The organism is Chitinophaga sp. 05T412 (assembly GCF_056396465.1).
In genome coordinates, this window is sequence record NZ_JBFTLN010000010.1 from 1 (window position 1) to 20082 (window position 20082).

Consider the following 20082-nt stretch of genomic DNA (forward strand, 5'->3'; position numbering starts at 1 on the left):
TGTTTAGTTGATCGGCCGTTTTAAACTGCTTCAGAAAGTCGTCTGATAAAAAATCTTCTGTCTTCATAAAACTATATATGCTTTAAAATTAAAAAATCGAGGTGAAACACCCCGATTTTTAGAATTTACACAGTTTATGAGATAGTGTCCTTTTTTATTTCTACGAGTGTCAAAAGTTCACGCTTTTTAGTGCTTCTTCCCACTATTTACTAGACTCAATTGACACCCACAATGACACTCAGTTTGTTTACGCTTCGCTGCTACCCCGGAAGCAACATTATTCCCCAACAACTATTTACAGGCTTCACCTCTTCAATTAATATTGTCAGTTACAGAAAGGCCAAAATGTCCTGTCTGACAAAGTTTTCAAAGAAGTTTTTTTGAAAAATTCTTCTGTTCGCATTTTCACAGCTTTGGTCGATTGCTAATGGCATTACTGATAGGGGCTTCCTTTTTTCTGGCATGGTACATCTATTGGGCTTTTCTTTTTCTAACCTTAAAATTGGTAGCCTATGATATTGGAGAAATGCTAAATAGGAAAGGTGACAAAGTTTGCTATTTTTATGACTATGCGAGGAAGCCAGGGCAACGCCCCTCCACCGGAGTTTTCACCTATGTTAATCCAAAGACTCTGGAGCAGAAAAACTTCAATAGGGAGGTATTAAAGATTCTTGAAACAAAGAAAAACCTGCGAATCGTCGAACAGCAAGCTATTGGTACACCTTATATCCCCTCATTTAAGTTTAAAGAGAACTTTTTTGACTACTACGGTGAGTATGTGAAGCAGAATAAAAGAGAAGGTAACCGTCACCTACCTAATTCMTTCGCACATTTTAAGGCTTTCCTAGGAAAGGACTTTATTCCACAAGTTGAGATTACCGAGAGCCTGTAAGAATCAACAGGTAAAATTAGCTTTTCTCTTTAGCTGTTACACTGGCTTGCGTTGGGTAGATGTAAAAGCTATGGAATGGAAGGATATTCTGAAATCTAAGCTAACCACGAGGTTAATACAGAAAAAGACTGGACGGCTTATTGTTCTAACACTTCACCCTATAGCTTTGTCCATATTAGAGCAGGTTAGAAGTCTATCACAATCCACACGAAAAGTATTTGATTTACCTACTGCTAATGGAGCCAATAAAATTGTAAAACAGTGGGTAAAGGATGCCGGGATTAAGAAATATATTACGTGGTCCTATGCTAGGCTTAGTTTCTCCATTTTGTTAAAGGATCAAAAGTAGATGATCCTACAATAGCTTATCTATTAGGCCATACGCCTACGAAACAAGTCCAGATGACCTACAAGCGCCATCGACGCAAAGATCAAGAAGAGGTGATTAACTGCCTTCCATCCTATAGAGTAAACGGACTTATATAGTATCAAGCGGGGCTACTCTTATTCAAAATAGCCCCATTTTGAACAAAATGAAATGGATCGATATCTTCAATTCAATCTAATAATTAATCATAAAATAATAATTAGGATTACGTTCTATTTAATAGCAATATGTGTTCTAAATAAAAGCACTTAACTATCTAGATAGGTATTTGAAAAATACAGCTACCTAACTCAAAAAAATAACTTTTGAAATTCCGTATTTAGATTAATTTGGCTCTAGATTATATTTCTTATCATACAGTAATCTTTAACCCTAAACCCCAACATCCCATGAAAAGGTTAATCCAACTCACATGCCTTTTAGCAATTACCATTGCTATTTTCTTTTCGAATTCCTGTAAAAAAGACCTAAAAGAGCAATCTTCGGCCAAGAACACAATTGCTAATTTATTGGTAATTAAACAAGAATTCTCCAAGCAAAACATTACCAGTAGGTTGGTTAGTCCATTTGATGATTCTCTTAATCTTGTATATAACCCCGATTGGGATAATATCTCAGAAAAGGGAGATGCTAATATTAATAGGACTACATACTTTGTTCCATTAGTTCCTCGTCTAAAATCAATAAGTTCGGGAAATTTTTTTAATGTACAGCAAGTCGGTGCGAAGCAAATGATCATAAATCGCGATGGAAGCAATTATGATTTCAATATCGCTATTTACTCCTTTAATACGGGGCAATCCAACGGAACTCCAAGAACAAAATTTAGTAGCACAAGCACAGATACCGTTTTCAGCATTTTAATTGAAGGGAGGACTGGTAATTATCTCAACAAATATCAAAAATTAGCCAACAAGTATGAACATGTGGGAAAGACTAGTACTGTGGGGCGTTCAGAGGCGCTACTGGCTCCTAGTAACCAGATTTGCTATCAGGTATGCACTTGGGGATATTATTGTCCATCAACAGGATATCATGTCACCGTGACAGTGAGTGATCAGTATTTTTGCAACTATCCTTCTCCGGATGCAGCTTGCACGTTAACTGGTCCCTCTTATTCAGGAGGCGTTTTTATGCAAATTCCCGTATGGGATTTAGGCCATACAGAACAACGATGCATTACAGGCCCACCTCCAAATTCGGGAACGTTTGACCCCGATCCAACACATTGGCCAACTACCGGAGGAACATATACAAGCGCAGTGAAGCCTTCTATTGACTTCCCTAAATTACCAAACCTCAATGATCTTTATCGATATACATGTCCTTCAAATTTTACATTTATTTCAGTTACTGAACATGACCTTTGGCAGGAAGCAGCAATCACTAATGCAACAGTAAATTTGGAATACATAGATATGGGTGCGACACCTCCAATTATAAAGCACATGACTGTAACCATACCAATTCTCTATTTCGGGTTGTGTTATTTTGACGTCAATGGAAAGCTACTTCTAACTCGAAAAGACGCTGCCGCCATTTCTGCCGATGCATTAAATTCGGCAGAGTTCCGTGTCAGGAAAGCCTTTGGCGCAGATCCATTGCATTATACATCTGCCCAATTACAACAAATATGGATTGAACAAGCTGATTATTACATGAAAAAACTTAGCAAAAACCTTGGTAAATGTACCACAACAGGATCATTTAATCCCGCTCAAGTAGTTGTTCCCAGGCCATACACTGGATGTGATTGAGTTTAATTTCCTAAATTGCACTATATAGATACTTGAATGGAAGTATATAATGTTTTTATGAGTATTGAAGATTTTTTAGATTACGGCACCCGATTTAATAAAAAGCTCATACCTATTTCAGGGCTTATTATTTATCCAGACAACGATGACGTGCCTCAGGATGTTATTCTGATTCCATACAATGCAGTTCAAGGGGAATCACTCCGCATCATAATAGAGAGGTTATTGCCAAGTTCTGTTAAAGGTATATTTACTTATTTTCAAGGAATACGTTGGGTACAGCCTAAACTTAAAGACCTTTTGAAAGACTGGCAATACATTAAAGGTTCCTTTATTGGGCAACATTTTTTTGAACGACCGGATATAAGAATCTCTTATGGTGTAATAACCTTTGATCAGACTTATGTTGACGATGAGCCGGTTGAACCAGAAATTCAGAGGGAAACTTGTATTAACCTACTCGATCGTGAATATTCTTTAACGGTAGAAGATTTTCCTCGTGAAATCGGCGTCCCTAAATTGTTTGAAAAAATAGATCTCATTAATCCTAATTGAGATCAATAAATATTAACCTTATAGCTTAATGAGCAGCGTTACAGACGCTTATCAGTTAGTGTTTTTACTGATACCAGTATTCCCTATTTAAAAATACTGGTATCAGTATTAAGTCAAATTGAGTTGCAAAGTAGGTACAATGCTGAAATGACATTTTAACAAGAATGAATGGTCTCGCACTTGGCTACTCACAGCTCCTTACGAAGCTCTTTTTGACGCTCTCTTACGACTCTCAGAGAGGAAGCTATTACCCTAGATAACATTTTGTCTATATCCTCTTTCTTAAACTACCCGTTATAGTTCTTATACAACCCATATTCAGTAGATTTCTTAGCAAATTGTGTTCTTCCCAGGTTGGTGTATATTAATGATTCCTCTACCTTCAAGAATGGCTTGTGACAAATAGCAACTGCTCTCATAACAACTAGTTCATCAGACTTTATCATATTTTTTGATATTAATGGTGAATAATGAAAACCTAAGTGGCCCGGAATTACCAACTTACAGACCGCGTCAGTTATTCTCTGAAAAAGGATAGGGCTTTGTAAATAGTTACTATGCTCAGTTGGAATTACGAGCTATTCGTGGCGAAATGTATAATTCTAATAGAAATTGCCCCATTTTGTACATAATTAGACGCGTTTGTGCATAATCGGAAATCCTGCATTTTGCGTGGTTATATATTCGTGTTTTAAACACTTATCTATAAATGCTATCTCAGAGCAAGAGCAGAGTCAGGGATTGGGATCAATAGTGGTAGAACAATTAGCCAGAGATTTGTGCATAGCATTCCCCGACTTTGAGGGCCTTTCTCCGAGGAACCTTCGCTAAATGAGAAATTTTGCGATAGCCTGGTCAGGACTATCGATGTTGAGAGACCACGACTTGGCCCGGGATATGAGTTCAATTTTGCAGCAGCCTGCTGCAAAATTTCCATGGTTTCATATATATACCCTTCTCTATAAAGTAAAAGATCAACTAGAACGGGATTTTTACGCCGAAAAGGCTGTGGAAAATGGCTGGAGTAGAAATATTCTGGTAGATCAGGTTGAATTAGGATTATTTAACAGGCAAGGCAAAATTCAGAATAACTTTGCAAATACTTTGCCTGCCATTCAAAGCGAACTGGCAGGAGAGCTCTTTAAAGATCCCTATATGTTTGACTTTTTAATCTTACGAATGAGGCTAGAGAAAGAGACCTGGAAAATGCCCTGGTGGATCATACTATGAAATTTATGCTCGAAATGGGCAGGGGATTCTCATTCGTAGGTAAGTAAACATTGATAAATGCAGGGGGGAAAAGTAGTACATCGATTTATTGCTGTATCATTTAAAGCTACACTGTTATGTTGCTATCGAACTGAAGTTTCCTATAAGCGCCACAGCCCCAAAGATGTTGAGAAGGTGATAAATTGTTTACCATCCCCCAATCCTGCTATCACCTTTGGGTTATTATGTGATCGTAAAGAAAGTGTTTCTAATGGGCAATCCGTTTTGGGGTGCAAGATTTGTACATTGGGATTAAATACCCACTTTTTTCACATGAAATTTGATCGATTTTATCATGAATTGAACGTTCTGTGATAGTATATTTAGTCTAAATTCTTACTATGTAATATTTTTTCCAAAATTAATTTGGCAATATCCAGTGGGTCATATTTTCTACCATCTAAGTAACCGACTGTCGGTAGAATTCCTGATATTTCTGTATCATCAAGGCGAACAGGTAGAATATATTCCTTCCTTTCATCAAATGCCCTAGCCTGTGCGCTTTTAATTTCATGATTTGTCCATCGCTTTTCTTTATAATGCTTGGAAATAAAGACTACACAGAATTGGGATTTATTGCGATATATATCATCTAAATATACGTATAGATCCTTTCCCCATAGGGTAACCTCTTCGTCCTTATCATAGAAATATTTTAGATTATATTCCTTTAAATACTTCGTGATTTGATCAACGTAAGTTCTATCCTCTCCTGCAAATGACAGCGTTACATCATATGCATAATTTTCATTCTGACTTCTACTCGAAAAATTGGGGGGTGGAAATAAAACAGGTATAATATTCTTTGAAGTTCTTTTGCTATGATCTTTAATTGCCCGCTTTATTTGCGTTGGATTGGGTAAGGAGGATGTATTACGGTTTTTGGGAGTTTCTTTCAGAGGAACTCCCTGTTTCATAGTGGCTTCTTCCAGGGCAATATGTAATGCTGATAGTTTACATTCGTGATAAGGATCAAAATTTGAAGAACTAGCAATTATATCAAACTTTTTAGCCTCTATCCCTTTTTTCCAAGAATAACTTTTCTTCCCATAATGATCCATTAAAAGTGTTGTCACTTTGGCTTGCCAGCCCATATACGCAGCAGTTTCAACTTGAGGAAGGCCATCGATATAAATAGCATAATTGCACTTATTAAAACCTTCACCTTCATTTATAAGAATTTTAATCCTTTTTAATAAAAACCTAGAGGGTGGTACTAAAATGTGACTCATATCTGTTCTCTTAAAATTTGAGGCATATATACTAGTAGCATATTCTCCCCATTGAAGTTTAGCCATCATCATTAGTGGTAGCGGCATAATGTCATTAATTTATACTGAACATTTTTTGAAATAGAGGATTACGACCTGGAATATACAGGAATGGTGCTAAACATAAACAATAATTAAATAGATCGACAGATATTATATCGGAATAAAGTCTATTAAAAAACATATAAAATAAGGTTAAGGATACACTGATTTGTGAAATGAGTTTTGAAACAGATCAATCTATCATTTCCAGACAAGTGTAAGATTACCTCTTGCCCAGGTTAGTATAATCAAATAGAGATCATTGCACATTACATTCATTTGTAGTCATTACCAGCTGCTGACCGATTTTTTGAGATTAGGGCCTGATACTAAGAGATCTGCTGCAGCTGCTACCAGGAACGAATGTTTTTTAAATTATACAAGACTAACGACCAATTACTATGCAAAACTATAGTGCTATGATCTCCTTATTTAGTCTTAAAATATCGGCTTTGAAATTTTTCGTAATTTCATATTGATAAATATAGCTTCTTTCCCTGTCGTTATATAAATCCTGTATTCTATTTAGCTCTTTCATCTTATTTTGGAGAACAGAGGCCTTATTTGTTGGAGGTTCCTGCTCTAGCTTGTCATCTAATAGCTTCCGGTTTTCTGCAAGCATGATAGTTATTTCATTAACTTCAGCATGAACTAATTCACTTTCATGATATTCTTTTCTATGACCTCCTCCTTGATTAAGCCATAGGCAAATATAAATATCTCCAGGTGTTGTATAATTAGGATAATTTGCTTTCATTGCTAATCCCTCGACTCGCATTACTGGGGCTGTTGTATCCAGTTTTAATACATTGTCGCCTGTGATAATTCTTTTTTTCATAACCGAACTTTTTTCAAGATAGAAACAGTAAAATACTGGCCACGGGTTATTCCAATCAAATATTTTTTTTAATAAATTGATTGGGACCAACTATTGTAATGTGCCAGCAGCCTATGACTATTACGTAATACTGAACGTTTTTGAGATTATGATTAGCTGGAAAACGTTGACCTCCATTATGATTTCAGTGAATACTGAAATTTTTTTAAAAAACTATTTAAGTATGAATGTGAGCAGGAAAGAAGCGTAAGCTGTGAAAAGTATTTTATTCTCAACGCCTGCTGACAGGGCACATGACATGGTTCTTGACAGCTAATCCAGACTTGATAGATTGATTGTAATGCCTAAGTTAAGATATGCCGGTTCCATCAGCATACTTTAATTTATTCGGCTATAGAATTGTGAATTGCGAACGCTATTATTCCTATAAAACATAACTATTATAAATAATAAGATCGAGATTTCAAAATCGATCTATTATTGAATAAATTAGACCACGAACAAATATTTCAAAAACATATGGTTGATGGAAATACATACTTTTTCGAGCATGTTAATACCTTGACAGTGTATTATTTTGAATATATTTATTTCTAGTACTACCCCGAAAGAACGGCGGCAAACTGTATTGAATATAAACCGGACTATGTATTACTATCGCAGCATAACCGTCAATTGCTGTAGCCGTTCTTCCGGATCGCCCCGGTCAAAATATACATACACGTGATAACGTTCGTAATAGAAATCCTTTTCATCTGCCTCATAGTAATGGCTGTTGGCAGGGCCATGCAGGTTTTCTGTTCCCAGTTTTCCGGCCACAGTGCGACCATTGCTTAGTAGTTGAAGACCGAAAGGTAACTGTATAGGATTGGTGGCATCGGCTGCTGGCTGAAAGAAATCTATTCTTGTTAAATAAATGGGGCCATTACCTACCGGATTTTTGATCCGGTAATCTGCGGGAGAGAAAATGGAACGCCCTTCCGGGTCTGATTTACGGAGAGCAGCTGCGCTTGCGGGATTATCAAAGTCAAATGAAAGCGCAAATCCCTGAACAAACCGTGAATGCAGCTGCTTCCGGACTTTCTTTTCTGGTAGCAGTGGATCAGGCAAGTGTTGCAGGTCGATATGATGGGCCACCAAATAGGCTTTAAAATCAAGGTGATCAACACTATAGCCTAAAAACTGGAGGAGTTCCTTTCCTTTCATAGTTACACATTTTGCATTTGTTGTTCCATGCAACTTACTGTTTCTTTTGTTTGTCGGACCCACTTTTTTGTGAAAATAAAATAACCTCTATCTCAATAATATCCGGGATAGTCTGTCGGATTCATAGATTGGGGAATTTGAAAAAAAAGAGAACGTCTCAAAAATAAATGAGCAGTTCTCTTTTTCATTATAGCGGAGCTATGATAGTAATTGTTTATTTATGGCCGAAATATTCTCCATTACCATAAGTCTTCTTTACCTGCCGCATCTTTACCCAGTCGCGTAACAGATCAAAGTACCCTGGTGACTGCCGTGCTAAAGGTTCCGGGCCTCGTGGGGTATCTTCCATTTCAATAATTCCGTGATCTGCATTTGGGAAGATGACCAGGTCGATGTTTTTTCGGGTGGTGATGGCTTTTTTCAATATATCGATGGTAGCTCCATTGGGCGCTTCTGTGTCTTTACCTGCAATAACCCATAGCATAGGGATATCAACACTGCGGAAGGCTGGCAAAGGATCATAGTCAAGGTTGATATCCAGTGGGAATATTTGTTTGAGTGTATCCAGTTGAGCACGGCTGGCGTTGAGAATTGGACCGGTATAATCTCCGGCTAAAGATTTAAACCAGGGCGCCTTGTTGTAGCGTGCTTTCAGTGAGTCCAATGCTTCCAGGCCGCCGTTGAATTGCTCGCGTACTACCTGGTCGGTGGCGGCAACTACCTGCATGCCTTGTTCAATAGCTTCATTGCTATAGCCTTCCTGTTGAAGGTCGTGTAGTATTTCCTGCCGGTTTTCTTCACGGGGAGGAATCAGCAGGCTGTAACTGGCAATGAGAAAATCAACGGGTGTTTGACTGGCCGTTAACGGAACTATCCATCCGCCCTGGCTTTCTCCCATTAGTCCTATGGGAACTCCTTTTACGGCAGGTTGGGCCCTCACTGCCTTTACTGCCGCAATCATATCCGTTGCGAGCAGTTCAAAGTTGGCGGTTTGTTTTCCGGTAGATCTACCGGTGCCTGGCTTATCATATACAAATACGGCAATGTCATTCAAGGGCAACAGGTATTGTACATAATTATTGTATACGGCCGATTCCTGTCCTGAGCCATAGTGTAGTATCACTACGGCCTGAGGCTTTTTATTTATGGGAAGAAATAATTCTCCATAGAGGCTGGCATCTTTGCCGCTAAAACGAATGGGTATAACAGGAAAGTGTATACGTTTTCCTGAGAGGGTGTTGCCGTCTTGCTGGAAAAGCAATGCGTCAGGAGCGCTCCCGCCAAAGTGCGCAAATATATTCGGGTTTTTGGAGTTGGCCCATCCGGGACCAGACAGATAGCTGCTATCAGCCTGGAGATAGAGGCGACCGGTGGTACCGTCCATGCGGCGATAACGGAGGTCCTCGTCATGAGAAGGGCTGATCACCAGCTTGCTGCCATCGCTGAGGGTATAGGCGCCGTTGCGGGAGTTGGAAAAGTACTCGTAGTCCTGGGCAGTGGCTGTCTGGAAAGATTGCCCGGCAATAAGTGCTGTTGTCAAAAGTGTTAGCAATCGTGTTTTCATATAGTAGTGACTGATAATTATTAAAGAGGAAGCTGGAAGATCGCAAACTTTCCATCCTGGTAATGAGCCGGTAATCCTGCGGGATCAGGAATTGCTGCCACGCCGAGATAAGTAAAGCCACAGCTTACATAATAGTTGTTTAGCTTCTCATTACCGGCGCCAGTATCGAGGCGTAGGTAATGCTTGTGGTTTTCCCGTCCGTACTGCATAGCCCAGGCAATAATCTCTTTCACAAACCCGCGACCTCTGTATTCCGGATGAGTGGCTATCCGGTGAAGATACAGCGAAGGTTCTCTGTCCTTGCTGCCCCATATCAAAGCATCGTTGAAGGTAGTAACAAATACACAAACAATTTTTCCATCTGCAACAAGTTTCCATTGCCGTTGTTCTGAGATCTCCTGTGCGACCATTGATCGGTCAAATCCTTTCCAGTAAATTTTTACACCTTGCTGCACCTGGTATTTGGCGCCTTCGTCATAAAGGCGAAAGATGTCATCGATGTCTGCTGCCTGGCTGTTGATTATTTCCATGTGTAATGATTGATGTGATTATCTCCCCAAAAATATCTACTTTGCATGAACTGTAACAGATACAGATTTTAGATATTTTAGTGTAACAGATGAAAGACTTCCAATATATCGATATCGCAAACCGGATAGAATCGATGATCAACAACGATACCTATCCGCTGGGAGAAAAACTGCCTTCCTTGCGTGTAATCAGTGAACACTTTGGAGTAAGTGTGGGGACTTCATTGAAATCCTACGGTTTATTAATAGACAAGGGCTTGCTCGCAGCCCGGGAAAAGTCAGGCTATATAGCGCTGCGCAAATCCATGGGGTATACAGCACAGCCAGTGGGCACTACTGCCACTCCGGCTATCAGGGAGATTAATGTGAGTCGTATCATCAGCAAAATGCCGGTAGATGCGGGACCATATCCACCTGGCTTCATCTCTTTCTTCAATGCTTCCCTGGAAACGCACATGCTCCCTTTTAACGCAGTACGACGCAGCTTGCAGAAAGCATCCCGCGACCTGACCGGTGCACATCTGCAATACGAATCTACATTGGGAAATCAGCAGCTGCGGGAACAAATCGCCCGGCTCTCTTTCTACTGGAACGGCAGCTTGTCGGCCAACGATATACTGGTGACTAATGGAACGCTCGAAGCACTTAGCTTTTGTCTGCGTGCGGTGACGCAGCCCGGAGATACGGTGGTAGTGGAGTCTCCCTGTTATTATGGAATACTGCAATGCCTTGAGCAACTGCAACTAAAAGTAATAGAGTTGTCCTGTGATCCGGAACAAGGCATCAATATCGCACAATTGGAAGAAATCATGGACTCCTTTGATATTGCCGCCTGCTTGTTTATCTCCAATTTCAACAATCCCAACGGGGTACTGTTATCCGATGAAAAGAAAAAATGGATCGCTGAAATGGCCGGGAGGCGCAAGCTTCCGGTGATTGAAGACGATGTATACGGGGAACTGTATTTCGGTCCAACAAGGCCAACGACCATCAAAACCTATGATAAACATGGTTGGGTAATGCAATGCTCGTCATTTTCAAAAACAGTGGCTTGCGGCTACAGAATTGGTTGGTGTGCTCCAGGCAGATTTCTTGAAAAAGTATCACAGCTGAAAGCGACTACTAATGTGGCAACGGCAACGGTGCTGCAGCTATCGATCGCCGATCTGCTGAATAGTGGTACTTATCAGCGTCACCTTCGGAAGCTGAGGCCCTTGTTACATAAACAGGTGGTGCTGACCAGTCAGTGTATCGAACAATATTTTCCTGCAGGAACAAAGATCAGTCAGCCTGATGGTGGTATAGTACTGTGGGTAGAACTTCCCAAACAGGTTGATGCCCTGAAACTACAGAAGCTGGCGTTGGAGCAGCATATTAACATCGCACCAGGGCCTCTTTTTTCCAGTACCGGCGGATATAGAAATTATATTCGTATCAGCTGTAATAAGGAATGGAGCCGGCAGGTTGAACAGGCAATTCGTAAGCTGGGTAAGCTGGCAGGGGGGCACTAAAGTAGACAAATCGATATTATTCTTGGTTTATCCATTTTTATTTTGACAGCAATCCTTCGTTCAGCATGTATATCAGCTTAAACGATCATTAATATTGTTATTAGTTMATACAAGATCATATATCTTTTTCATACAAGATCATATATCTTTGATCTCTTTGATACCCTTAATTACAACCTATGCAATTTGTTAAGTACATAGTTATACTACTGACTGTATCCGCTTTTTCTTTTCTTGTAGCCTGCGAGAAAAGCGGTGATAACACTCCATCGCCTGTCCCCAATAAAGATAGTATCCAATTACCTGTGATGGTTAAAGCCTTTAGACTCCTATCGGATACAATAGGAGGGAAAGAGCAGTTCAGTGTTGATACATTAAAATATGTGAACGGACGACTTGATAAAGTGGTGCATAACATTCTTGGACTTGATTTTACCACCTATTCCTTTGGTTATACCAATGACGGGAAAATTGCGTCCATTACCGTGGATGGTTCTGCGCATAATCAAGATTATTACATACACTATGTGGGAAATCGTATTGATAGTATGACGATCGTTGACAGCATACATGAGCCTTTTACGATTGGATCAAAGATGACCTACAATGCGCAATCGAAACTGACCGGTGTTGTTACAGACAGGTGGTATAACGGGAAGCTGCTGGGTCTCTACCATTGGACCTACAGCAGAGATTCCAGTGGCAGACTTGATACGCTTCAGGGTGTATATACCGACGTCGATATTTACAGGTATATCCGCCCGTCTGCAACAGTTTCTCCTGTTAATAAGGCAATGAAAAATGTGTCAGATGCTTATATTTTTTTACGCGCCATTTTCGTGTATCAGCATATTTTCAGACCAGCTAGCCTCAACCTGTACATTCATCATTTATTGAACAAAGAAGATAATGTGTTTAATGATGGACTTATTGATGAATATGGTACCCCGCATAACAACAATATACCTTATTCAAATCAGGCGGTAATGAACGGAGATGGTACATTGAGAGCTTACGAGTATATTGAGGCAAAAACAGAAGATCCATGGTCTGGCGCCAGCGAAGGTTTAATATTTACTTATAAGAAGTTTCCTAAACAATAAGAGAAAGTAACACTAGATAAAAATACCCGGGAAAAGTATATTCCAGTGAATAAAAACGGTTGTAGATCTCTGATTTATAACCGTTTTTATTTTCTACGGGTATCAAAAAACCAGGTTTTCTTTCCCCAATTTTGTGGTAATCCCGTCTCCCAAGTGTATATCAACTCGAAAATGGACAACCGGAAATCTATCTGATTTGCCCACTTTTTTTCCATGCATAATTCAATATTTTGCTACCTTTGCACTTTATGACACGCCAATCAACATATCACCTCCTGTCGATCATTGTCGCCTAACGCAGGCCCACAAAGCATTTTCGCTTTAATACTCACCGGCTACCTGCGTTGAATGTCTTCAATTAATTTATTGAAACCGGATTGCTATGCCTGTCCGCATACGCAAGACAGAATTGTTATACCATGCCGACACTACAGTTGTACGGTTGGAATGAGCATTTTATGCGTCATTTCGAAACAAAGACATCTCAGGACCTCGAAGCAGCGAGAGTGCTGTCAATACAAGGATTTAAACATCTGCTGATCACTGGAACAGGTAATGTGGAAGCGCAACTCGCAGGTGCGCTTATCAACAGCCGCGACCCGGAGGCTTATCCCAAAGTAGGAGATTGGGTGCTGGTGAAACGTTATGAGGAAGAAGGCATCATCATTGATACGCTGCCGCGCATCAATGAGCTCAGTCGCAAAGCTCCTGGTACGCAAAATACAAGGCAGGTGCTTGCCGCGAACATTGATGCGGCCTTTATTGTCCAGGGGCTCGACCGCGATTATAACCTCATGCGCTTGCAACGTTACCTGCAGCAGATAGTGCAGTGCAATATTCAGCCTGTTATTATTCTCAATAAAGCAGACCTCGTACCCGATCCGGAAACGTACCGGCAAGCGGTGCAGGAACTGGGGTACAACTGCCCGGTGGTGCTTACCAGCGCGCTAAATCAGGCGCAGCAAGGGGAGTGGACGAGTCAATATCTTCTGCCCCGGCATACTTACATACTGCTGGGATCATCAGGTGTAGGCAAAAGTACACTGCTCAATAGCCTGCTGGGTTACCGGCTACAGGAAGAAGGGACTACCAGTACCTCCAATAACAAGGGAAAGCATACCACCACCGCCAGGCATCTGGTACTGCTTCCAAATGGCAGCATGATCATCGACGTGCCGGGAATGCGCGAGTTCGGCGTTACCGGAGAGAGTGGAAGTGAAGGTGTACATCACCCGCTGATAGATGAGCTGGCGCCGAATTGCCGGTTTGGAGATTGTACCCATCAACAGGAGCCCGGGTGCGCTATCACAGCAGCTGTCCGCAATGGCACATTGCCTGAGTTAGTGTACCGCAGTTACCTGAAACTATTGCGTGAGCAATACCATTTCCAGGCCAGCGAAGTGGATAAGAGGCGAAATGAAAAGCAGTTCACTAAAATGGCCAGGCAGATATTCAAGCATCGCAAAGACAGCAAGTATTGATATCCGTAATCATGAAAAAGCAGCTGCTTGTATATTTACAGGCAGCTGTTTTAACTTGCCTGAATGCTAAAATATTGTCTTGAAAAAGTAGCAACACTTTGCAAAAATGCAGTTACTAATTTATGTGGATGCTCGGTTGTAGAATGATCCTGCGGAACAAAAAGTGTGGCTATAAAAAGCAATGCTCATTGAGTTCCAGTATTCGCGCTTCTTTTGATGCATCTGTGCCTGTCACCTTAAAGCCGCGACTGTTAAGTAAATCCTGGTATTCAGGATTGAGTCCGAAGTTGCAGTAATATTTTTCTTTGATCTGTTCTGTGCCAAATATCCGGAAGAGCACTAGGATCTCAACGGTTATAAATTATTGGCCTTGTTGAATTGCTCAAGGGCATTATGAAGCACTTCATTCTTTTTATTCACCCGGTCGAACAGGGCTTGTTGATCCTGGTTTAATGTCAATATTTGATCAATCGCTTTTTTCGATTTTTCAGTATCCTTGTCGTAAGTGGCTTCCTGCACTAAGATTTCCTGCCGGTCAGCCATGTGCAAATCTCTCAGTTCTGTATAAAAAGCGATCGCTGCCTCTTTTAGTTCAGCTCCCAGCGGAATACCATCTGCCGATAGTAAGGCTATTTCTTTTATGAGCTGATTAAAGGCCAGTTCTTCTTTATCTACTGCAGCGAGCGCTCCTTTGAGGTCCCTTTTGATCAAGCAATGTAATTTGGTTTCTTCCGGGCCACCCTTACCAACCAGGATATCAAGCGCACTTTGTTCTTTTTGATCAATGGCTGCTTTAAATTCAATAGCTTTCTTCGATTTACAGGCGCTTAGACTTATTAGTATGATAATTACAATAAAGATTCGCTGTTTCATTTCCGTTTTCTTTTGGTGACGGGCACTGCAAGGCATGCTGGATATAAATATAAAAGAATAATCGGAGGATCAGTAATTGCCTGATACGAGCCAGACAATTTTTTGTTGTATAAAAATTAGACGTACACATAGCATATACAACAGATCAGAGAGAGTTGGGGCAAAGAAGCTATTTTTTTAAAAAAAAATAAAGTACGCAGTTCAGCTGCGCAGTTGATGTTGCATATTTGCATTATGCTTGTTCAGCTATTGATTTTAAGGAAACGCATATAGTTTTAAAACATTCATCTCCCATGTCACTGGAAGCATTATACGAAACCATTCACCTTCGGAAGAAGCCGGAAGACGTGGTCGTCCTCATACAGGACGTCCTGGACGGACAGCTCAACGGAGCGGAAATAAAAGTATTGCAGAAGGCTGCCTCGTCTGTCCTGCGCAATGCGCTTTGGAAGTATACGTCCATGCTGGAGCAGTTTGCAAAAGTAGTAGGGGCGGAAAAGCAGGTGACAAAAGCGATTCAATTGTTTAAATTAGATGGAAGAGGAGCAGCAGGTACTTATGATGATCCGGAAGCAGTAACGGCGTTTATAGAGATGGTTAGTCCGCTGATTCATAAAAATCCGGGGTACAATAACTATGAAACGGACCGGCTGAACCGCGAAGAACGGGAAGCTGCCGGGCTGGATATTTCCAAACGGCGATATAATAAATTGTTCCGTTGTTTGCGCAGGCTGGAAAAGAAGCTGGATATCCTGATACGGGAGCACCAGAAAAGTTTTTTCCAACGAACGGGCAAACATGCTTTCGCAGAGGATATCACCCGGGAGGATTTTTTATCAGATATAAACAGTGCCTGTTTTATCGCCTATTATACTGCCCGCTGTAATTTACGGAGTGTATTTACAGTGGAAGGTCAACAGCGGCCCTATGATGAGATTGCGGACATGCTTTTCAGGCGTTGCCTGGCGGAATCACAAGTTGCCAACTGGTGGGCCATTTCGCAGGTATACACCCAACCTGTTGTATTGGAAAAGCTAACACTGGATCAACAGGGCGTTTTACTTGGTAAATGGACATCGCTACTGGAGCAGGTAGCCAACTATTTAGGAACACTGTGGGCGCAGAATGATTTTAACGGTGCTACGATGGTAGTGCAACGAGGGAATGATTCTACTACGTGGAACAATACGGCCGGCGCATGGAACAAAGCACGGGATAGCTGGATAAATTTGCTGTATGCACTGGGAATGGAGTTTGTGTTGGAAGACCTATGCCCGGGAAAAGTGATGCGGTTAATAGCGGCAGATGTAGCAGCTATGCATTATCTCCACGGTAGCAAGAAAGATCCGAATATAGCCGTCTGGAACCGGCTTCCATTCCCCTGGGAAGTATTTTCCGGAAAAGCAGTTTGTCCCCGTTCAAGAGTGGAGGCAGCCTGTAAGCTGGAAGGGCTGCATCCGGAAAAGTCCGGCTGGATAGCGCCAAGAGAACACGGTGTGGTACCTTTTCAGCCTACACCGGAGCTTGTACATGGTGTAGCCATTTCCAATCCTTATCTTGCGAAAGTATTGAAACAACATAAGTACTTTTCCGGGAAAGATGTAAAACCATTTTTCCCCGAACAAAATTAACGGAGTAGTTCAGTGGTAGAACTTCCGGCACGTTATCCGGATAGACGCAGGTTCGAGCCCTGCCTCCGTTTTTACATAATATTTCATTTCCAGACAAGCAGCCGATATCTCCAAATTTTGGAAATATCGGCTGCTTGTCTGGGAATTTTTTTTTAATGCTAATGTGAGATTTTCCCAAACTTCTTTAATTGCTATATCCCGTCACTTCTTTCTCTGGAAGCCAATCGCGATCATTTCGAACAAACTCCTTAAATTCTCTTTTGTAATAGCAAACATTTCATGCGTATAAACATTTTCCTTCTCCCAATGGAACTTAATCAATGCATTCAATGGCCCGAAAGCAAGCGACCAAAATAGTTCCGGCTCCATTCCCTTTATCTCTTTTTTGTTAATCGCTTTCCGTGCAAATTTTTCAACTGCCTGATTAAATGGCGAAACTTCAATATCAGCGCTATTGACCAGGTGTGAATTACGGAAAAGATCGAAAAACATAAAATGAGCTGGGTTGGCAATAGCATACTTTACATAGTTTTCCCAAAGTGTCCATAGGCCGGGTTCAAATAAATCGTCAGAAGAAAAACCCGTAAGCATATAGGTTGAAAAATCTGTTTGTACATAGTTGAAAAGTCTGTTTAATAACTCTTCTTTGTTTTTATAGTAAATGTAGATCGCCGCTACAGAAAGATGACAGGCTTTTGCAAGCTTATTCATGCTGAAGCCGTCAAACCCATGCTGGGCAATAATACTGATGGCCTGTTCCCGAATCATTGCTTCCGTGGTACCTGCTTTTGTCATAAAATAGTTCAATTTAATTTTAACGTAACTAAGTTAGTGAATATTCATTAACTTTATTTCATGTCTATTATAAAAGAATTTCAAACAGGTTTTGTAGTAGCATCTGATGGGACTACAATAGGTTACCGTTATATCGGCAGMGGCCCGGCACTCCTATTAGTGCATGGTGGGCTTCAATCCTCATTGAATTTTACAATGCTTGCCAAAGCACTCTCAACAGATTTTAAAGTATATGTTCCGGACAGGCGTGGACGCGGTTTAAGTGGCCCTTATCAGAAACAGGACAATTTGGCAACCGAGACAGAAGACTTGCTAACATTAATAAACGCGACAGGCGCCCGACAGATTTTTGGATTAAGCAGCGGCGCAGTCATTACGCTGCATGCTGCATTAGTCGGGCAAACATTGGAAAGAATAGCGTTATACGAGCCACCGATACCGGTAGATAATAAACTATTGAAGAAAACAATGGCCGATTATGCCAACGCTATGCGTAAAGGAAACCTGGGAAAAGCGTTTATCACGATCCTGAAAGGAACCGGCGATCCGGGAGACAAATCCATTTTTAACATACTACCGGCTTTTATGACGGTTCCTTTGATCAACATCATGATAAAGGTGCAAGGGAAAAGTAAGAAGGATGAAACGGAATTGCTATTAGCTGACCTGGTGCCTACTTTCCACTACGACAGTAAAGTATCCAATGAATCACTACCACTGATTGAAAGGGCTAAAAACCTGAAAACGGAAGTGCTGCTAATGGGTGGAACTAAAAGCCAGCATTATCTGTCCATCGCACTCGATCACCTGGAAAATGCCATACCACATGCAACACGTATAATATTTGAAAAGCTTGGACATGTTGCGTCAGATAATAGTGAAAGTCCGTTGGTGATTGCAGCTGCGTTACGGAAGTTCTTTTTACCCGAATATTCAGCGCACGAACTAACAGGAACAGCTACCCGATAACATTAAAAAAAGTCGGCAGACTATTAGATAATCCACCGCGTTACAGATCTGTTAAATMGCTAAATACCATTAATTTTTTTCATTTATCCGCCGTCTAACAAGTGTACTTAAACCAATAAAGTTATGAAACGGATATTCTTACTGGTATTTCTACTGTCAGCAATAGTTACCAGTGCTTTTGCAAACGTTCCGGGCGGACACTATGGTGGTGGTTACAGACACAGTACAATCATTATTAATGGTGGTTATGGTTATGGCTACTACAATCCATTCGGATTCTATTATGGTTACCCTTGGTATTCAACTCCGGCAGTGCCTACTAAACTCGATATGAAGATTGCGGATATTAACAATGATTATGCAGATAAAATTAAATCTGTGCGACTGGATAACAGTCTTACCCGCCAGGAAAGACGGGAACAGGTGAAAGAATTTAAACGCGACCGGAAAATGGATGTCATGAACGCGCAAAGGAACTATTATAAATTGTAAAACGTAAAGTTGAAAGGCGTTTACCATGTCTGTAAAGGCTGGTAGACGCCCTTTTTTTGCGTAGGAAGTAATTAATGGGGCATCGCTTCCTGATGGTATTCACGTAATCTCTTTTTAAATTGGCAGCCAACTATCGTCGCTATTTTCATAATTCTCCGGAGGTCGAAGGAATAGATCACAAAGGCAATTCCAACCGAAATAAACAGGATACCCGTTATGGCTAACTGAGAAAAGCCGGTAAAATTTGGATGAATAATCAATAAAATTGACAGCAATATGTTGAGCATACTGGCGATGGTAAGGTTCCCCCAACTGTCAAGGTCCACTTCTTTCATATACCAGGAAACACCAAATAATAAGGTGGCGCGGAACAGCATGGTAACTCCAACAATGTATGGTAACAATATAGCAGATATTCCCGGGTAGGTCATCAGAAAGAGGCCTGCCGCCAATGAAATAAATCCGCTGACAACATACCAGCGCCATCCGGGAATGGTCTTTGAGTTTTTTAGGAAGAAGAAAATTTCCAGGAGCCCTGAGATCATAAAAGACAAACTGAACGCAATTGTCAACATGAGATAAGGTTCACCAATAGAGAACAAAAGATATATTCCGCACAATAGGAAGATACCGCCGCAGATGAATGGCACATACCAATATCTGATTGAATTTTTGAAATGGTCTAACAGGTTTTCCATAATGCATATGTTTAAAGGTTCTTCTATAAAGACCATCAAAATGAAAGAGAGGTGCAGTGGCAGTAGTGGTTTTTTAATAACAATTGAAAAATACCTGGCAGTGCACGTTGTAGTATGAAAGAAGGCTCCTGGAAAGGAACCTTACATATCTTCATACCGACGAAATGGTATGTAACCGTTAAAACAATTCTGCCGGTAGGTTGGGTAGTTTTTACCT

Annotated in this window: 20 protein-coding genes and 1 tRNA gene; 13 read left to right on the plus strand and 8 right to left on the minus strand. The window is 40.8% G+C overall.

The window, feature by feature from the left end:
- The first annotated feature begins 427 nt into the window (after nucleotides 1-427).
- The 6 genes from AC1DFM_RS21595 (at nucleotide 428) to AC1DFM_RS21620 (ending at nucleotide 4869) form a co-directional block, all read left to right on the plus strand.
- The gene (locus AC1DFM_RS21595; protein ID WP_477078835.1) at nucleotides 428-892 is read left to right on the plus strand and encodes a hypothetical protein; all 465 of its coding nucleotides are present in this window, start codon (nucleotides 428-430) and stop codon (nucleotides 890-892) included.
- Between the two features lie 46 nt (nucleotides 893-938).
- Nucleotides 939-1241 (plus strand): site-specific integrase, encoded by a 303-nt coding sequence (locus AC1DFM_RS21600; protein WP_477079066.1) that lies wholly within the window; start codon nucleotides 939-941, stop codon nucleotides 1239-1241.
- Nucleotides 1242-1669: 428 nt separating this feature from the next.
- A complete protein-coding gene (locus tag AC1DFM_RS21605; protein ID WP_477078836.1) occupies nucleotides 1670-3037 on the plus strand; it encodes a hypothetical protein in 1368 nt (455 codons plus the stop codon).
- A gap of 57 nt (nucleotides 3038-3094) precedes the next feature.
- Nucleotides 3095-3592, plus strand: a complete 498-nt coding sequence (locus tag AC1DFM_RS21610; protein ID WP_477078837.1) for a hypothetical protein — start codon at nucleotides 3095-3097, stop codon at nucleotides 3590-3592.
- 831 nt (nucleotides 3593-4423) lie between these two features.
- On the plus strand, nucleotides 4424-4822 hold the full coding sequence (locus tag AC1DFM_RS21615; protein ID WP_477078838.1) for a DUF1016 N-terminal domain-containing protein: 399 nt from the start codon (nucleotides 4424-4426) through the stop codon (nucleotides 4820-4822).
- Complete coding sequence (locus tag AC1DFM_RS21620; RefSeq protein WP_477079067.1) at nucleotides 4807-4869, plus strand: hypothetical protein; 63 nt, start codon at nucleotides 4807-4809, stop codon at nucleotides 4867-4869. Before AC1DFM_RS21615 ends, AC1DFM_RS21620 begins: the two co-directional genes overlap by 16 nt.
- Before the next feature lie 315 nt (nucleotides 4870-5184).
- On the opposite strand, the gene AC1DFM_RS21625 is transcribed toward AC1DFM_RS21620, so the two are convergent.
- From AC1DFM_RS21625 to AC1DFM_RS21645, 5 genes are all read right to left on the minus strand, one after another.
- Nucleotides 5185-6180 (minus strand): toll/interleukin-1 receptor domain-containing protein, encoded by a 996-nt coding sequence (locus AC1DFM_RS21625; protein ID WP_477078839.1) that lies wholly within the window; start codon nucleotides 6178-6180, stop codon nucleotides 5185-5187.
- 403 nt (nucleotides 6181-6583) lie between these two features.
- Complete coding sequence (locus tag AC1DFM_RS21630) at nucleotides 6584-7012, minus strand: vacuolar protein sorting family 37 protein (protein ID WP_477078840.1); 429 nt, start codon at nucleotides 7010-7012, stop codon at nucleotides 6584-6586.
- Nucleotides 7013-7666: 654 nt separating this feature from the next.
- A complete protein-coding gene (locus tag AC1DFM_RS21635) occupies nucleotides 7667-8218 on the minus strand; it encodes a hypothetical protein (protein ID WP_477078841.1) in 552 nt (183 codons plus the stop codon).
- Nucleotides 8219-8432: 214 nt separating this feature from the next.
- Nucleotides 8433-9782, minus strand: coding sequence for an alpha/beta hydrolase family protein (locus AC1DFM_RS21640; protein WP_477078842.1), 1350 nt, complete (start codon nucleotides 9780-9782; stop codon nucleotides 8433-8435).
- Nucleotides 9783-9802: 20 nt separating this feature from the next.
- Nucleotides 9803-10312 (minus strand): GNAT family N-acetyltransferase, encoded by a 510-nt coding sequence (locus AC1DFM_RS21645; RefSeq protein WP_477078843.1) that lies wholly within the window; start codon nucleotides 10310-10312, stop codon nucleotides 9803-9805.
- An 89-nt stretch (nucleotides 10313-10401) separates the two neighbouring features.
- Between AC1DFM_RS21645 and AC1DFM_RS21650 the strand changes: the two genes are divergently transcribed.
- The 3 genes from AC1DFM_RS21650 to rsgA all read left to right on the plus strand — a co-directional run bounded on the left by AC1DFM_RS21650 (nucleotide 10402) and on the right by rsgA (nucleotide 14407).
- Nucleotides 10402-11823 (plus strand): aminotransferase-like domain-containing protein, encoded by a 1422-nt coding sequence (locus AC1DFM_RS21650; protein WP_477078844.1) that lies wholly within the window; start codon nucleotides 10402-10404, stop codon nucleotides 11821-11823.
- A gap of 179 nt (nucleotides 11824-12002) precedes the next feature.
- Nucleotides 12003-12926: a hypothetical protein gene (locus AC1DFM_RS21655; protein ID WP_477078845.1), complete on the plus strand. Its 924-nt coding sequence runs from the start codon at nucleotides 12003-12005 to the stop codon at nucleotides 12924-12926.
- Between the two features lie 419 nt (nucleotides 12927-13345).
- A complete protein-coding gene (gene rsgA / locus AC1DFM_RS21660; protein ID WP_477078846.1) occupies nucleotides 13346-14407 on the plus strand; it encodes a ribosome small subunit-dependent GTPase A in 1062 nt (353 codons plus the stop codon).
- A 354-nt stretch (nucleotides 14408-14761) separates the two neighbouring features.
- On the opposite strand, the gene AC1DFM_RS21665 is transcribed toward rsgA, so the two are convergent.
- Complete coding sequence (locus AC1DFM_RS21665; RefSeq protein WP_477078847.1) at nucleotides 14762-15280, minus strand: hypothetical protein; 519 nt, start codon at nucleotides 15278-15280, stop codon at nucleotides 14762-14764.
- Between the two features lie 293 nt (nucleotides 15281-15573).
- Here AC1DFM_RS21665 and AC1DFM_RS21670 point away from each other — a divergent pair, with 293 nt between their 5' ends.
- On the plus strand, nucleotides 15574-16911 hold the full coding sequence (locus tag AC1DFM_RS21670) for a hypothetical protein (protein ID WP_477078848.1): 1338 nt from the start codon (nucleotides 15574-15576) through the stop codon (nucleotides 16909-16911).
- Nucleotides 16910-16982 (plus strand) — tRNA-Thr (locus tag AC1DFM_RS21675). Before AC1DFM_RS21670 ends, AC1DFM_RS21675 begins: the two co-directional genes overlap by 2 nt.
- Before the next feature lie 130 nt (nucleotides 16983-17112).
- Here AC1DFM_RS21675 and AC1DFM_RS21680 read toward each other — a convergent pair.
- Nucleotides 17113-17706, minus strand: coding sequence for a TetR/AcrR family transcriptional regulator (locus tag AC1DFM_RS21680; RefSeq protein ID WP_477078849.1), 594 nt, complete (start codon nucleotides 17704-17706; stop codon nucleotides 17113-17115).
- A gap of 60 nt (nucleotides 17707-17766) precedes the next feature.
- On the opposite strand from AC1DFM_RS21680, the gene AC1DFM_RS21685 reads away from it, so the two are divergent.
- Both AC1DFM_RS21685 and AC1DFM_RS21690 read left to right on the plus strand, forming a co-directional pair.
- Nucleotides 17767-18675 (plus strand): alpha/beta fold hydrolase, encoded by a 909-nt coding sequence (locus tag AC1DFM_RS21685; protein WP_477078850.1) that lies wholly within the window; start codon nucleotides 17767-17769, stop codon nucleotides 18673-18675.
- A 123-nt stretch (nucleotides 18676-18798) separates the two neighbouring features.
- Nucleotides 18799-19167, plus strand: coding sequence for a hypothetical protein (locus AC1DFM_RS21690; RefSeq protein WP_477078851.1), 369 nt, complete (start codon nucleotides 18799-18801; stop codon nucleotides 19165-19167).
- Between the two features lie 71 nt (nucleotides 19168-19238).
- On the opposite strand, the gene AC1DFM_RS21695 is transcribed toward AC1DFM_RS21690, so the two are convergent.
- Entirely contained in the window at nucleotides 19239-19865 is a 627-nt protein-coding gene (locus AC1DFM_RS21695) for an HdeD family acid-resistance protein (protein WP_477078852.1), read from the minus strand.
- Between the last annotated feature and the right edge of the window lie 217 nt (nucleotides 19866-20082).